Here is a 14,149-nt window from a genome sequence, read left to right on the forward strand (position 1 = left end):
GGCTGGGTTCACTCCCCGGTCGGAGGCTGGTCCTTGAACACTTCGTCGCGGTCTTCCAGCGCCAGCCCGTGCTTGAGCAGCATCGGGATCTGGCTGAAGGTGAACAGGAAGGTCAGCGGCATGAAGACCCAGATCTTCGCCCAGAGCCAGCTTTCGAAGCTCAATTGCGCGCGCAGCACTTCGTTGAGGACCGCCAGTACGAGGAAGAACACGCCCCAATTACGCGACAGCTTGAGCCAGCCCTGCTGGTCGACGCCTTCGAAGGCTGCCTCGAGAAGGGTCTGCAACAGCGCGCGCCCGCGGGCATAGCCGACCAGCAGCGTCACCCCGAAAAAGGCGTAGATCGCGGTCGGTTTGACCTGGATGAAGTCCGGGTCCTGCAGCCAGATGGTCAGCGTACCGAAGCCGACGATCAGCGCGGTCGAGAGCATCAGCATCGGCGAGATCTTGCCGAATTTCCATTTCGAGAACGCCAGCGCGACCACCGCCGCGACCATGAAGGCAATGGTGCCGTAGATCACCGCCGCGATCTCGCCCAGCGGGCCGGGCTCGTCGGGCGCGTAGAACTTGTAGACGCCGAGAAACACCAGCAGCGGCCCGTAATCGACGAGGATGTTGAGCCAGCCGGTCTTGGGCTTGGGTTCGCTGGTTGGTTTGGTCTCGCCCATCACGCGACCCCCGCGATCACGCGCGCGACCAGATCGGGGTCGAAGGGGCGCAGATCGTCGATTGTCTCGCCGACCCCGATGGCGTGGATCGGCAGTCCGTATTGCTCGGCGGCCGCGACCAGCACGCCGCCGCGCGCGGTGCCGTCGAGCTTGGTCATCACCAGCCCGGTGACCCCCGCCATTTCGCGAAACACGTCGATCTGGTTCAAGGCGTTCTGTCCGTTCGTGGCATCGAGCACCAGCAGCACATTGTGCGGCGCTTCGGGGTTGAGGCGGCCGAGAACCTTCCGGATCTTGGTCAATTCGTCCATCAATTCGCGTTTGTTCTGCAGCCGCCCGGCGGTGTCGACGATCAGCACATCGGTGCCGCGATCGGTAGCCGACTTGACCGCGTCGAAGACGATGCTCGCCGGGTCACCACCCTCTGGGCCGCGCACCAGGGGGACGCCGACCCGCTCGGCCCAGGTTGCGAGCTGGCCGATGGCAGCGGCGCGGAAGGTGTCCCCGGCCGCCAGCATCACCGAATAATCGTCTTCCTGGAACAGATGCGCCAGCTTGGCGATGGTTGTGGTCTTGCCGCTGCCGTTGACGCCGATCACCAGCACCACCTGCGGGCGCGGGAAGGCGGTGATCTCGAGCGGGATCGCCACCGGGCGCAGGATCGCCGCGATTTCCTCGGCGACCGCTTCTTTCAGCTGTTCCTGCGAAATCTCCAGCCCGAAGCGCTTCTCCCGCAACTTCTCGCGGATCCGAGCGGCCGCGGAGGGACCGAGATCGGACATGATCAGCGCATCCTCGACCTGGTCGAGCGTCGCGTCGTCGAGCCGCGCGGTGCCGACCGCCTCGGTGAGGTTTTCCGCGAGCCGCTGCTGCGTCTTGCGGAAACCGCCGAACAGCCGCTCGCTCCAGCTCGTCTCGCTCATGTCAGCAGGCCGTCCTTGATGGTCTTGGGGGTGATCTCGACAATCGAGCCCGCGCGCGCCCCGGCGGGCAGCGCAACGCGGGCGAAGCCCGGCGTGTAGCCGGTCCCGTCGCGTTCGGCGAGGATGCTGGCAGGTTTGTCGACCAGAGTTGCCAGCCACTGCGCTCGCTGCTTCGCCACCGCTGCTCGCAGCTCGGCGGCGCGCTGCTTGATCAGCGGACGGGCCACCTGCGGCATTCGCGCGGCGGGGGTCCCGGGGCGGGGCGAATAAGGGAAGATATGGCCGTGGACGATCTGCAGGTCGTGGATAATCGACTGATTGGCGGCGTGGTGATCGGCGCTCTCGGTGGGGAAACCGGCGATCAGGTCCGCGCCAACGGCGAGATCGGCGCGGCGCTTGCGCAGCCGCTCAACCAGATCCACTGCGTCGCCGCGCAAATGGCGGCGCTTCATCCGCTTGAGGATCAGGTCGTGGCCGTGCTGCAGCGAGAGGTGGAGATGCGGCATCAGCCGTTGCTCGCTGGCGAACAGCTCGAACAGCAGCGGATCGATCTCGATCCCGTCGAGCGAGGACATCCGCAGCCGCTGCAATTGCGGAAAGCGTTCGAGGATCGCCTGGACCAGCGTGCCCAGAGCTGGGCGGTCGGGCAGGTCGTGCCCCCAGCTGGTGACATCGACCCCGGTCAGCACCACCTCGGCGGCACCTATCGCGCAGTGTCGTTCGACCTCGGCGCAGACCTGACCCACACTCAGCGAGCGGCTGGGTCCGCGGCCCTGCGGGATGACGCAGAAGGTGCAGGCGTGGTCGCAGCCGTTCTGGACCGCGATGAAAGCGCGGGTGTGAAGGCTCGCGACCGGGGCGGGGCGCGCAGGCACGTTCCAGGCGCGCGGATCGAGCTTGTCGGCGTTGGCGATCAAACCATCGACTTCTGGCATGGCGGCAAGCTGCTCGCGTTCGATGTCTGCGGCGCAGCCGGTCACCAGCAGCCGCGCATCGGGATGCGCCCGGCGCGCCCTGCGGATCGCCTGGCGGGTCTGGCGCACCGCTTCCATCGTAACCGCGCAGCTGTTGACCACGACCAGATCGTTGGCGCCGCCCAGCATGGCGCGGATATCTTCGCTTTCGGACAGGTTGAGCCGGCAGCCGAGCGAAATCACCTCGGCGCTCACGCGTAATCGTCCCACTCGAAAGAACCGCGATAGGCTTCGGTCGCGGGGCCGGTCATCACGATGCTGGCGCCCACAGCCGGATTGGTGTCCGCCCATTCGATCGTCAGCGGACCGCCGGGGAGCACGACCGTGACCCGGTTGTCGACCAGTCCGCGCCGCATCGCGACCACCGCGGTGGCGCAGGCGCCGGTACCGCAGGCGCGGGTCAGGCCTGCGCCGCGCTCCCACACCCTGAGGCGAATGCGGTCCCGGCTTTCCACGGTGGCGCAATTGACGTTGACGCGCTCGGGGAAGAGCGGATCGCTCTCGATCGTCGGACCGAGCTGCTCGAGCGCGATGGCGTCGCAATCCGCGACGAAGCAGACGACGTGCGGATTGCCGACATTGACCGCGGCGGGGTCGGTCATGTCCTCCCAGCCGACGGGCATGGACAGCGTGTCCATCGGATAGGCGAGCGGGATCGCGTCCCAGTCGAAGCGCGGGCGGCCCATATCGACCCGCGCGCCATCGCCATCGGGTTCCACGCTGATAATTCCGCCGGCGGTTTCGACCCGCGCCGCGCTGCCGTGGAGCAGCGCCACCGCGCGCGCGGCATTGCCGCAGGCGCCCACTTCGCCGCCGTCGCTGTTGAAGATTCGCATGCGGAAATCGGCGTTCGAACTGGGCTCGAGCAGCACCAGCTGGTCGCAGCCGATTCCTTCGCGCCGGTCCGCCAGCGCCGCGGCGGTGCGCGCGGTCATCGCCGGCAGGGCATTGGCGCGCGCATCGAGCACGACGAAATCATTGCCGAGGCCGTGCATCTTGATGAAGGGAACGCGCATGTCTGCGCGCATCTATGCCGCCGGGCGGCGAATTTCCACCCCGGGGCGAGTCAGACCGCGCGATTGCCGACGATCGGCCGGGCCAGTTGATCGGCGGCATTGGTCTCGGCTCCCGAAAGCAGTCCGCTGTCTTGGAGCCGGGTCAGCACCTGGTCGGCGGGTTCGGGGCGGCCGTAATGGTAACCCTGGCCCTTGAGCCCGCCCATCTTGCGCAGCAAATCGAGAATGACCTCGTTCTCGATCCCCTCCGCTGTGATCGGCATCTTGAGCCCATTGCCCATCGAGATGATGGCATCGACCAATTGGGAGCCCGCCTCGCCGGTGTTGAGTTCGCGGATGAAGCTGCGGTCGATCTTGAGGCGGTCGAAGGGCAGCGAACGCAATTGCGACAGGCTGGCATAGCCAGTGCCGAAATCGTCGAGGCTGACGCGGACACCCTGGTTGCGCAGACTGGTTATCATGCTGCGCACCAACCCGACATTGTCGTGCAGCGCGCTCTCGGTGATCTCGATATCCAGACGCGAGGGCGGGAAATTGTGCTGCAGCAGAAGCTTGATCAGCTTTTGCGCAAACCACGGATCGCGCATCTGCACCGGCGAGATATTGACCGACAGCGTCAGCTTGGGGTTCCAGCGCTTGGCGTCTTCGAAAGCCTGCTTCATCAGGTTCTCGGACATTTCCGCGACCACGCCGATTTCCTCGGCGATGGGGATGAAGATATCGGGCCCGACCACGCCCATTTCTGGCGAGAGCCAGCGCGCGAGCATTTCGAAGCCCACGAGTTCGCCGGTCTCGAGATCGATCTGCTGTTCGTAGAAGGGGACGAATTCGCCCTTCGCGATGCCCTTGCGGATGCCGCTTTCCAGCTCGTTGCGGAACCGCAATTCCTGTTCCATCGCCGGTTCGAACCAGAAGAAGCGGTTCTTGCCCTGTTTCTTGGCCTGATACATCGCGATATCGGCCTTGTGGATCAGCCGGGTCGAGATCTCGGCATCCACCGGCCTGACGAGATTGACGCTGCTGGCGATGCCCACCGACATGGTGATCTCGATTACGGTGTCGTTGACCGCGATCGGCTGGGCGACGCGCTCGATGAGGAGCGAGGCGAGATGCTCGATCTTGTCGGGCATGACCGGATCATAGACAACCGCAGCGGCGAATTCGTCGCCGCCCAGCCGCGCGAGCAGGGCATCGGCGGGCAGGATGTCGCCCATCCGCTCCGAAGTCTCTGTGAGGACGGCATCGCCGACATTGTGACCGTTGAGGTCGTTGACCTGTTTGAAATTGTCGAGATCGACCAGGATCACCGCCAGCGCCCGGCCTTCGCTTTGGGCCTCGGCGAGCAGCTCGGCCATGGCCGGAGCGATGCTGCGGCGGTTGTAGCAGCCGGTAAGCGGGTCGATTTCAGCGAGCCGCCGGGCTTCCTCTTCCGAGCGGCGGCGATCGCCCAGTTCGGCATGCATCGACTTGTAGCGGTTCCAGCCCAGCAGGATCAGGGCGATGTTGAGCAGGAGCGCATTGGTCAGCAGCAGATCGGGCTGTTCGGCCAGCCCGCGCCACGCGCTGACCAATTGGGGCATGACCGTTCCACCGGTGCCAATGAAAAGGATGATCGCAGCGGCGGCGATGCCGAACGCGACGACGTCCCTTTCCCGGCGGCCGGACTGGGAGAATTTATCGGTCACCGCCTGGCGGAATGACGTTGGTTCAGTCAAGTTTCGCCCCCTTCATGCTGAGCGACCGAGGAACCTATGCCCGAAGAGGCTGAAGAACCGGTTAAGCGTGCCGGCTGCGGGCACCATGCGCGCCCGAAAAACCTCCGGATTGGCGGTGGCGGAGCGCGCGGGGATTGCCTATCGCCGCCGCAACCGAAACGCGACGAGACCCCACGAGATAAGGACCCTGCCCCCATGCCCCGCTACTGGCTGATGAAATCCGAACCGTTCAAATATGGCTGGGACGATCTCGTCGCCGAAGGCGAGGGCACATGGGACGGAGTGCGCAACCATCAGGCCAAGAACAATCTCGCGGCGATGGCGGTGGGGGACCAGGCGTTCTTCTATCACTCGCGCGAAGGGCTCGAAATCGTCGGGATCTGCGAGATCAGCGTGGCGGGCATCACCGATCCGACCGGTCCCGAAGGCAAATGGGCCGCGGTCAAGGTCAAGCCCAAGACCAAGCTGCCGCATCCCGTGACGCTCAAGCAGATCAAGGCCGAGCCCAAGCTCGCCGAGTGCCAGCTGGTGCGCTATTCTCGGCTGTCGGTCGCCGAGATCGCGCCCGACGAATGGTCGGTGATCCTAAGTATGGCCGGTATCTGATGACGGGGCGGCACGAGCGCGCAAGCCGCTGACACTGGCGCCGCTGGCGGCGAGCTGTTCGATCTCGATGCGACAATGGATGAGGCGCAGCCCGCTGCGCCCCTTCGCGGCGACCAGCGCGTCCTTGAACTGCTGCGTGGTCTCGGCGCGCGCCGACCAGCCACCGAAGGCCTCTGCCAGCGCGGCGAAGTCGGGATTGACGAGTTCGGTGGCGGATATCCGCGCGGGGAACTCGCGCTCCTGATGCATGCGGATTGTGCCGTAGGCGCCGTTGTCGACCACGATCACAATCATGTCGCAGCCGTGCTGGACCGCAGTCGCCAGCTCCTGCCCGTTCATCAGGAAATCGCCATCGCCCGCGAGTGCGACGACCATGCGGTCGGGAAAGCGGCTCGAGGCGGCGACCGCGGCGGGAACGCCGTAGCCCATCGCCCCGGCAGTCGGGGCGAGCTGGCTGGGGAAGCCCTCGTAGCGCCAGTAGCGGTGCCACCAGCCCGAAAAATTGCCCGCGCCGTTGCAGATGACCGTATCCGCGGGGAGCGTGTCGCGCATGAACTGGACGCAGGCCCCCATGTCGAGCGCGTGCTCGGTCGGGTGGGCTGTGGCCCATTGCAGCCACTCGGCATGCGCCTGCGCCCCGGCGTCGAAATCGATCGGCGCGTCATCATCCCACAAAGCGGCGGATTCGGCGAATTCGCCCATGTCGGCGCAGATCGCGAGATCGGTCTGGTAGACCCGCGACAACTCCTCGGGGTCGGGGTGGATATGGACCAGTGTGCGGTCCGGACCCGTCAGCGCGGGCACGGTGTAGCCATCGGTGGTCGCCTCGCCGAGCCGGGCGCCGACCGCGATGACGAGGTCGGCATCCCGTACTCGCTCCACCAGCTTCGGATTGGGACCATAGCCGAGATTGCCGGCATAGACCGGGCTCGACGGGCTGATCGCATCCTGGCGGCGGAAGGCTGTCGCGACCGGAAGGCCGAGCCGTTCGGCGAAAAGCTGGAAATGCGCGCGCGCCTTGGCGCTCCAGCCCGCCCCGCCGATGATGGCGATGGGCGCGGCGGCATCGGCGATCAGCGCCATCATCGCCTGCATCGCGTCGGGGCAGGGCGCCTGCGCGGGGCGGGCGACGAAGGGGCGTGGTACGGCATCGACCGCTTGCCCGAGCATGTCCTCGGGCAGTGCCAGCACCACCGGACCCGGCCGCCCTGCAATCGCGGTGGCATAGGCGCGGGCGACATATTCGGGAATGCGCGCAGCATCGTCGATCCGCGCGGCCCATTTGCAGATCGGGCCGAAGAAGGCGGCGAAATCCATCTCCTGAAAGCCCTCGCGGTCGCGCATCGAGGAAGCGACATCGCCGACGAACAGGATCATTGGCTGCGAATCCTGCATCGCGACATGGACCCCGATGCTGGCGTTGGTGGCGCCGGGCCCGCGGGTGACAAAGCACACGCCCGGGCGGCCGGTCATGGTCCCGTCGGCGCAGGCCATGAAGGCGGCGCCGCCTTCCTGCCGACAGGTCACCACATCGACCCGGGTCTCGCCATGCAGCGCGTCGAGCACGGGCAGGAAGCTTTCGCCCGGCACGGTGAAAATGCGATCGCAGCCTTGTTCGATAAGGCAGTCGACCAGCAGGCGGGCGGCACCCGGCGTCGTGCCGGCGGGGGATGTCTGAATCATTGGTCGGGGTTAACCGGACGCGCGCGCGCAGGCAATCGACAGGAATCACCCCGGGTGCGGCGCATTGCTGCCCGATGCTGTGCCAGAACGGAGCAATTTGCATTTTGGGGGGAGCGTTATGGTTACCGAAAGGTTAACACCATGCCATGAGAAGATCCCTTGTCCTCACCGATGAAACTGCCCGCCACCCCTTTCGGGCCAGCCTTCCGCCGCACGTGCGCCAGATCGAGGAGAGCGACCCGCGGCCGCAATCCTGGCGGCTGACCGCTAGCGATGTCCGCGGCGTGGCGACGACCTATTTCGCCACCTTCGCCGCGACGCTCGCCTTCCTGGTCTAGGCTCCCGCCTCTGCGGCGAGTTCGATCCGGTAAAGCCGGCGCCCGAGCCAGGCCGAAATCAGACACATCGCCGCGCTCAAAAGCACCTGCTCGATCACCGCCATGCCCAGCGCGGTCAGGCCCATCGCCAGCAGCGATCCGCCGACCATGGCGAAGGAATTGACGATATTGTTCGCCGCGATGGTGCGCGAGGCCTGCTCGGGCGCCACCCTTGTGGTGAGAAAGGCGTAGAGCGGGACGACGAACATGCCGCCCGCAATCGCGATCCCGAGCAGGCTGAGCAGCAGCAGCGACGCCATCGGCTGGACCACGAATTCGCCGATCGTCAGCAGGCCACTCGAAACATCGCCGTTCCAGTTGCGTGCGATGAGGTAGAAGCCGATCACGAACACCCCCATCACGATCACCGATACGGGCGCGTATTTGGCCGAAACCTCGTTCCTGAGCAGCGTGTTGATGCTCACCGACCCGATCGCGACCCCGATCGAGAACATCACCAGGAACAGGCTGGCGACTTCCTTGCTCGCCATCAGCACGTTCTTGGCCAGCGGCGGGAACTGGATGAACAGCACCGCGCCGATGGTCCAGAAGAAGCTGATCGCGAGGATTGCATACCACACCTGCCGGTCGTGCATGCAGCCGGATATCAGGCGGATCGAGCTGCGCCACACATTCCAGTCGATCGGTTCGACCTTGCCCATCGGCGGCGCGTCGGGGATCTTGCGGCTCACCAGATAGCCGATCACCGCGGTCACCAGGATGCCCGCAGCGGCGTATTCGACCGGGATGACCCCGGCCAGGATCGTGCCCGCAAGGATCGCCACATAGGTGCCCGCCTCGACCAGGCCGGTGCCGGCCAGAACCTCTCGTCTGCGCAAATGCTGCGGCAGGATCGCGTATTTGATCGGGCCGAGGAAGGTCGACTGGACGCCGGCGAGGAACAGCGCGAACAACATCAGTGGAATCGCGAAGACATCGACCGCGATACCGCGCCAGGCGAGGAACAGTCCGGTGGCGCCCAGCGTCATGATGCCGAATTCGCACAATTTGACGATCCGGATGATCCGCGCCTTGTCGCGCATGTCGGCCAGCTGCCCGGCGATCGCGGAGAATACGACGAAGGGAATGATGAACAGCGCCGAAGCGATGCCCGAGAACATCGATTCGCTCTCTTCGGAATTGTAGACGCTGTAGACCACGAACAGCACCATCGCGGTCTTGTAGAGATTGTCGTTGAAGGCGTTGAGCAATTGCGTGCAGAACAGCGGCAGGAAGCGTCTTCGCGACAGCAATCTGGTCGTGGTGGTCATATCCGCGCGCGTGTCCTTGGTTAAGACAGGTCGCTCGCCCCTAGAGCACCGCCGGGCGCTGACAAAGGATAAAGCAGCGCTTTTGCCCGGCCCAATCCCGCGCTAGGGGGTGGACGATGCTGACGCTGCCCAATCTTCTGACCCTGTCGCGCATCGTCGCGGTACCATTGCTTGCCTTCCTGCTGTGGTGGCCCGACTGGCAGCTGGGCTATGCCCTCGCCTTCGCGCTCTACTGCCTGATGGGGATCACCGATTACTTCGACGGCTATCTGGCGCGCTCGAGCGGTGCGGTCAGCCGGCTGGGCATCTTCCTCGACCCGATCGCCGACAAGATCATGATCGCCGCGGTGATTCTCGTGCTGACCGCGCAAGGTTGGCTGCGCGGACCGCTGGTGGGCGATTTCCATGTCATCGCGGGGCTGATAATCCTGGTGCGCGAGATCGCGGTGTCGGGCCTGCGCGAATTTCTCGGCGGGTTGCAGGTCTCGATGCCGGTCAGCCGGCTGGCGAAGTGGAAGACCACCTTCCAGATGGTCTCGCTCGGCGCGCTGATCCTGGCCGGTGCGCTTCCGAACTGGAATTTCATCGCTGCCGAGACGCTGTTCAACGTGCCGCATACGGTGGGGATCTGGACGCTATGGGCGGCCGCGATCCTGACGCTGATCACCGGCTGGGACTATCTGCGGGTCGGCCTCAAGCACATGGACTGAATGCCGGGACTGGACTGATCAGCCAGCGCGCAATTCTTCTGCGAGCAGTTCGAAATCGCTGCGGCGCGGCGAGTTCTTCCGCCAGACCAGCGCGATTTCTCGCTTGGCATCGATAGCCTCAAGCGGGCGCGCGACGACCCGGGTTCCGTTCAATATCCCCGCATCGATCGCCATCTGCGGCAGCATGGTGACCCCAAGGCCGTTGTCGACCATCTGCACCAAAGTGTGGAGGCTGGTGGCGATCATGGAAGCCGAGGCGCGCAGGCCCGGCCGGTCGCAGGCCGCCAGCGCGTGATCGCGCAGGCAATGGCCATCTTCCAGCAACAGCAGCCGCCCTTCCTCGAGCATGCTCGTCGGAATCTCGGCGGGCGGGTCGCGCGGGTCGTCATGCGGCAGCGCCACATGCAGGATGTCGTCGGTGATATGCGCCTTCTCGACCTCGCCTGTGGCGAAGGGCAGCGCCAGCAGCACGCAATCCGCGCGACCATGCTGGAGCGATTCGACCGCGTCGGCGCTGGTTTCCTCGCGCAGCATCAGTTTGAGATCGGGGCGTTCGCGCCGCAACCGCGGGAGGATGCGAGGGAGCATGAAGGGCGCAATCGTGGGGATCACGCTCATGCGCAACTGGCCGGCGAGCGGCTTGCCCGCCGCCTTGACCAGATCGGAGAGTTCCTCCGCTTCGCGCAGGATGCGATGCGCCTTCTCGGTCACTTCCTGACCCAGCGCGGTGAAGCGTACGACGCGGCGGCTGCGCTCGACCAGTGTCACGCCGAGCAGCGATTCCAGCTCGCGGATACCCGCGCTGAGCGTGGATTGCGAAACGAAGCTCGCTTCGGCGGCGCGCCCGAAATGCCCATGCTCATACAGCGCAACCAGATATTGCAGCTGCTTGATGGTGGGCAGATAGGTGCTCATCCGGCCGCCTGCTTGGCGTCGCGATCGTCCTCGCCGTCGCCGTCTTCATCGATGAAATCGTCGTTGTCGCGCAGGTCCTCGTCGGACAGATCGTCATCGTCATCGAGCGCGTCGGCTTCCCGCTGTGCGGATTTCTCCATATGCGTCATGTGCAGCTTGCCGCGCTTGACTGCGAAGGCGGTGCGGCCCTCGACCAGTTCGAGCGCGTCCTTGCCAAAGACTTCGTAGCGCCAGCCCTGGAGGATCGGCAGGTCGCGCACCCCTGCGGCCAGCGCTTCCATCTCCTCGGTGCGCGTGAGCAGGCGCGAGGCGACATCGATCTCGCGGGCGCGGATCTTGAGCAGCAGCTTGAGCAGGTCTGCGACCAGCGCGCCTTCCTTGCCCAGCGGCGCGCCGCGTTTCATCTTGAGCGGCAGTTCTTCCTTGGGCAACGGCTCGGCCTGTTCGAGGACCTTCATCATCCGCTTGCCGATATCGTTGTCGCGCCAGGCGTTGGAGAGCCCGCGGACCTTGGCGAGATCGCCCTGGCTCTTGGGCGGGTGGCCGGCGATATCGGACAGCGTCTCGTCGCGCACGATCCGGCCGCGCGGGATATTCTTGTGCTGCGCCTCGCCCTCGCGCCAGGCGGCGAGCGCCTTCAACCGGCCGAGCACCGCGGGGTTGCGACCCTGCTGGCGGATGCGCTTCCACGCCTCGCCCGGCTCGTTGACGTAATTGGCGGGGTCGGAGAGCTTGTCCATCTCGGCATCGAGCCAGCCGCCGCGCCCGGTCTTGATCAGCTTCTTGAGCATCCGCGGGAAGATGGTCGAGAGATGGGTGACATCGCCGATGGCGTATTCGATCTGGCGGTCGGACAGCGGGCGGCGGCTCCAGTCGGTGAAGCGCGCGCCCTTGTCGACCGTGAAGCCCAGCCAGCTTTCGACCAGATTGGCATAACCGATCTGCTCGGACTGGCTGATCGCCATGCTCGCGATCTGGGTGTCGAAGATGGGATGCGGAGTCTTGCCGGTGAAGTTGTGGACGATCTCGACGTCCTGCCCCCCGGCGTGGAAGACCTTGAGCACGTCCTCATTGTCGCACATCAGATCCCACAGCGGCTTGAGGTCGATCCCGTCGGCCAGCGGGTCGATCGCCGCGGCCTCTTCCTGATTGGCGATCTGCACCAGGCACAGCTCGGGCCAATAGGTGTTCTCGCGCATGAATTCGGTGTCGACGGTGACGAAATCGCTCTTCGCCAGACGCTCGCACAGTTCGGCGAGCGCGTCGGTGGTGGTGATCAGTTCGTGGATTTTCATCGTTCATTTCTTCTCTGTGGGCGGAGTACCGCCCCCGGCCGACCGCTCGCCTTGACAAAGCTTTGGTCATGCCCTGTTAGCGCGCGCGTTTCCTGCTAAGGAGCGCGCCACGCCCAATCGATGGACGCCTCTAGCGCCTTACATCCCAAATGTGAAAGACTTCCAGATGCACGCCTATCGTACCCACACCTGCGCCGCGCTGACGAAGGACGATGTCGGCGACACCGTCCGCCTGTCGGGCTGGGTGCACAAGAAGCGCGACCATGGCGGGGTGCTGTTCGTCGATCTGCGCGATCACTACGGGATGACGCAGCTCGTCGCCGACGAGGACAGCGAAGCGCTGGCGCTGCTCGACGGACTCAAGCTGGAATCGGTGGTCACCATCGACGGCACGGTCAAGGCGCGCAGCGAGGGAACGGTCAATCCGAACCTCCCCACCGGCGCGATCGAGGTCTATGCGCGTTCGGCAACCGTACAGAGCCGCGCCGGCGAACTGCCGCTGCCGGTTGCGGGCGAGCAGGAATACCCCGAGGACATCCGCCTCAAATACCGCTTCATCGACCTGCGCCGCGAGCGGGTCCACGCCAACATCATGCTACGCAACCGGGTCATCACCAGCCTGCGCGGGCGGATGATCGACCAGGGCTTTTCCGAGTTCCAGACGCCGATCCTTGGCGCGTCGAGCCCCGAGGGCGCGCGCGATTATCTCGTCCCGAGCCGCCTGCATCCCGGACGTTTCTATGCGCTCCCGCAGGCGCCGCAGATGTTCAAGCAGCTGCTGATGGTCTCTGGCTTCGACCGCTATTTCCAGATCGCGCCCTGCTTCCGCGACGAAGATCTGCGCGCCGATCGTGCGCCCGAATTCTACCAGCTCGATTTCGAGATGAGCTTCGTCACCCAGGAGGACGTCTTCCAGACGATCGAGCCGGTGCTGGCTGGCGTGTTCGAAGAGTTTTCGGGCGACAAGAGCGTCACCCCCGCAGGCGAATTCCCGCGCATCCCCTATGCCGAGGCGCTGCTCAAATACGGCACCGACAAGCCCGATTTGCGCAACCCGCTGATCATTTCGGACGTGACCGACCATTTTCAGAAATCGGGCTTCGGCCTGTTCGAAAAGATCGTCGGCGGCGGCGGGCGCGTCCGGGTGATCCCGGCGCCCGCGACGCAGGACAAGAGCCGCAAGTTCTTCGACGACATGAACGACTGGGCGCGGCGCGAAGGCTTTGCCGGGCTGGGCTATGTCACCCGCAAGGGCGGCGAGTTCGGCGGACCGATCGCCAAGAACCACGGGCCCGAGAACATGCAGAAGCTCTACGACGAGCTGGGGCTGGGCGAGAATGACGGACTGTTTTTCTCCGCCGGCAAGGAGAAGGACGCCGCCAAGCTGGCCGGCGCCGCGCGCACCCGCGTCGCCGAGGAGCTGGGGCTGATCGAGGAGAATTGCTTCAAATTCTGCTGGATCGTCGATTTCCCGATGTTCGAATATGACGAGGACGCCAAGCGCGTCGATTTTAGCCACAACCCCTTCTCGATGCCTCAGGGCGAGATGGAGGCGCTGGAAAGCCAGGACCCGCTCGATATCCTCGCCTGGCAATACGACATCGTGTGCAACGGCTACGAATTGAGCTCGGGCGCGATTCGGAATCATCGACCCGACATCATGTACAAGGCGTTCGAGATCGCCGGATACTCCAAGGAAGAAGTCGATGCGAACTTCTCGGGCATGATCGAGGCGTTCAAGCTCGGCGCCCCGCCGCATGGCGGTTCGGCTCCGGGGATCGACCGCATCGTGATGCTGCTCGCCGACGAACCCAATATCCGCGAGGTGATCGCCTTCCCGATGAACCAGCGCGCTCAGGACCTGATGATGGGCGCGCCCTCGGTGGTCAGCGCCAAGCAGCTGCGCGAGCTCAGCATCCGCACCATCGAGCCGCCGCAGGTGGACGACGCCAAGAAAGTCCGCACCGACAATATCGGCGACTGAACCGGCGGGGAG

The 14,149-nt window shown here is 65.1% G+C and carries 13 protein-coding genes; 4 read left to right on the forward strand and 9 right to left on the reverse strand.

Annotated features, from left to right (window positions below):
- Nucleotides 1–8: 8 nt before the first annotated feature.
- Genes ACWIKC_RS04925 through ACWIKC_RS04945 form a run of 5 tightly spaced genes read right to left on the reverse strand, consistent with a single transcriptional unit; the run spans nucleotide 9 to nucleotide 5,296 of the window.
- On the reverse strand, nucleotides 9–668 hold the full coding sequence (locus ACWIKC_RS04925) for an inner membrane-spanning protein YciB (RefSeq protein ID WP_454599007.1): 660 nt from the start codon (nucleotides 666–668) through the stop codon (nucleotides 9–11).
- Nucleotides 668–1,591 carry a signal recognition particle-docking protein FtsY gene (gene ftsY, locus ACWIKC_RS04930; RefSeq protein WP_454599008.1) on the reverse strand — a complete coding sequence of 308 codons (924 nt, stop codon included), beginning with the start codon at nucleotides 1,589–1,591 and terminating at the stop codon, nucleotides 668–670. The genes ACWIKC_RS04925 and ftsY overlap by 1 nt, the downstream gene beginning before the upstream one ends.
- Nucleotides 1,588–2,760 carry a MiaB/RimO family radical SAM methylthiotransferase gene (locus ACWIKC_RS04935; RefSeq protein WP_454599009.1) on the reverse strand — a complete coding sequence of 391 codons (1,173 nt, stop codon included), beginning with the start codon at nucleotides 2,758–2,760 and terminating at the stop codon, nucleotides 1,588–1,590. The genes ftsY and ACWIKC_RS04935 overlap by 4 nt, the downstream gene beginning before the upstream one ends.
- The gene (dapF, locus tag ACWIKC_RS04940; protein ID WP_454599441.1) at nucleotides 2,757–3,581 is read right to left on the reverse strand and encodes a diaminopimelate epimerase; all 825 of its coding nucleotides are present in this window, start codon (nucleotides 3,579–3,581) and stop codon (nucleotides 2,757–2,759) included. The genes ACWIKC_RS04935 and dapF overlap by 4 nt, the downstream gene beginning before the upstream one ends.
- A 50-nt stretch (nucleotides 3,582–3,631) precedes the next feature.
- A complete protein-coding gene (locus tag ACWIKC_RS04945; RefSeq protein WP_454599010.1) occupies nucleotides 3,632–5,296 on the reverse strand; it encodes a putative bifunctional diguanylate cyclase/phosphodiesterase in 1,665 nt (554 codons plus the stop codon).
- A gap of 195 nt (nucleotides 5,297–5,491) precedes the next feature.
- Between ACWIKC_RS04945 and ACWIKC_RS04950 the strand changes: the two genes are divergently transcribed.
- A complete protein-coding gene (locus ACWIKC_RS04950; RefSeq protein ID WP_454599011.1) occupies nucleotides 5,492–5,902 on the forward strand; it encodes an EVE domain-containing protein in 411 nt (136 codons plus the stop codon).
- On the opposite strand, the gene ACWIKC_RS04955 is transcribed toward ACWIKC_RS04950, so the two are convergent.
- The gene (locus ACWIKC_RS04955; protein WP_454599012.1) at nucleotides 5,882–7,585 is read right to left on the reverse strand and encodes a thiamine pyrophosphate-binding protein; all 1,704 of its coding nucleotides are present in this window, start codon (nucleotides 7,583–7,585) and stop codon (nucleotides 5,882–5,884) included. The genes ACWIKC_RS04950 and ACWIKC_RS04955 overlap by 21 nt on opposite strands.
- A gap of 146 nt (nucleotides 7,586–7,731) precedes the next feature.
- Between ACWIKC_RS04955 and ACWIKC_RS04960 the strand changes: the two genes are divergently transcribed.
- Complete coding sequence (locus ACWIKC_RS04960) at nucleotides 7,732–7,923, forward strand: hypothetical protein (protein ID WP_454599013.1); 192 nt, start codon at nucleotides 7,732–7,734, stop codon at nucleotides 7,921–7,923.
- Here ACWIKC_RS04960 and ACWIKC_RS04965 read toward each other — a convergent pair.
- Nucleotides 7,920–9,233: an MFS transporter gene (locus ACWIKC_RS04965; RefSeq protein ID WP_454599014.1), complete on the reverse strand. Its 1,314-nt coding sequence runs from the start codon at nucleotides 9,231–9,233 to the stop codon at nucleotides 7,920–7,922. The two genes, ACWIKC_RS04960 and ACWIKC_RS04965, sit on opposite strands and share 4 nt — an antisense overlap.
- Nucleotides 9,234–9,349: 116 nt before the next feature.
- Between ACWIKC_RS04965 and pgsA the strand changes: the two genes are divergently transcribed.
- On the forward strand, nucleotides 9,350–9,943 hold the full coding sequence (gene pgsA, locus ACWIKC_RS04970) for a CDP-diacylglycerol--glycerol-3-phosphate 3-phosphatidyltransferase (protein ID WP_454599015.1): 594 nt from the start codon (nucleotides 9,350–9,352) through the stop codon (nucleotides 9,941–9,943).
- An 18-nt stretch (nucleotides 9,944–9,961) separates the two neighbouring features.
- Here the strand turns inward: pgsA and ACWIKC_RS04975 are convergent, their stop codons facing one another.
- Both ACWIKC_RS04975 and rnd read right to left on the reverse strand, forming a co-directional pair.
- Nucleotides 9,962–10,858 carry a LysR substrate-binding domain-containing protein gene (locus tag ACWIKC_RS04975; protein ID WP_454599016.1) on the reverse strand — a complete coding sequence of 299 codons (897 nt, stop codon included), beginning with the start codon at nucleotides 10,856–10,858 and terminating at the stop codon, nucleotides 9,962–9,964.
- On the reverse strand, nucleotides 10,855–12,153 hold the full coding sequence (gene rnd, locus ACWIKC_RS04980; RefSeq protein WP_454599017.1) for a ribonuclease D: 1,299 nt from the start codon (nucleotides 12,151–12,153) through the stop codon (nucleotides 10,855–10,857). Before rnd ends, ACWIKC_RS04975 begins: the two co-directional genes overlap by 4 nt.
- Nucleotides 12,154–12,319: 166 nt before the next feature.
- Here rnd and aspS point away from each other — a divergent pair, with 166 nt between their 5' ends.
- Nucleotides 12,320–14,137, forward strand: coding sequence for an aspartate--tRNA ligase (gene aspS, locus ACWIKC_RS04985; protein WP_454599442.1), 1,818 nt, complete (start codon nucleotides 12,320–12,322; stop codon nucleotides 14,135–14,137).
- Nucleotides 14,138–14,149: the final 12 nt, after the last annotated feature.

It is taken from the genome of Qipengyuania sp. SM2507 (assembly GCF_053714505.1).

Bases quoted from the DNA above. Each gene is read 5' to 3' on its own strand.
- ACWIKC_RS04925 (WP_454599007.1), bottom strand. From the start codon at position 668: ATGGGCGAGACCAAACCAACCAGCGAACCCAAGCCCAAGACCGGCTGG.
- ftsY (WP_454599008.1), bottom strand. From the start codon at position 1,591: ATGAGCGAGACGAGCTGGAGCGAGCGGCTGTTCGGCGGTTTCCGCAAG.
- dapF (WP_454599441.1), bottom strand. From the start codon at position 3,581: ATGCGCGTTCCCTTCATCAAGATGCACGGCCTCGGCAATGATTTCGTC.
- ACWIKC_RS04950 (WP_454599011.1), top strand. From the start codon at position 5,492: ATGCCCCGCTACTGGCTGATGAAATCCGAACCGTTCAAATATGGCTGG.
- ACWIKC_RS04955 (WP_454599012.1), bottom strand. From the start codon at position 7,585: ATGATTCAGACATCCCCCGCCGGCACGACGCCGGGTGCCGCCCGCCTG.
- ACWIKC_RS04960 (WP_454599013.1), top strand. From the start codon at position 7,732: ATGAGAAGATCCCTTGTCCTCACCGATGAAACTGCCCGCCACCCCTTT.
- ACWIKC_RS04965 (WP_454599014.1), bottom strand. From the start codon at position 9,233: ATGACCACCACGACCAGATTGCTGTCGCGAAGACGCTTCCTGCCGCTG.
- pgsA (WP_454599015.1), top strand. From the start codon at position 9,350: ATGCTGACGCTGCCCAATCTTCTGACCCTGTCGCGCATCGTCGCGGTA.
- ACWIKC_RS04975 (WP_454599016.1), bottom strand. From the start codon at position 10,858: ATGAGCACCTATCTGCCCACCATCAAGCAGCTGCAATATCTGGTTGCG.
- rnd (WP_454599017.1), bottom strand. From the start codon at position 12,153: ATGAAAATCCACGAACTGATCACCACCACCGACGCGCTCGCCGAACTG.
- aspS (WP_454599442.1), top strand. From the start codon at position 12,320: ATGCACGCCTATCGTACCCACACCTGCGCCGCGCTGACGAAGGACGAT.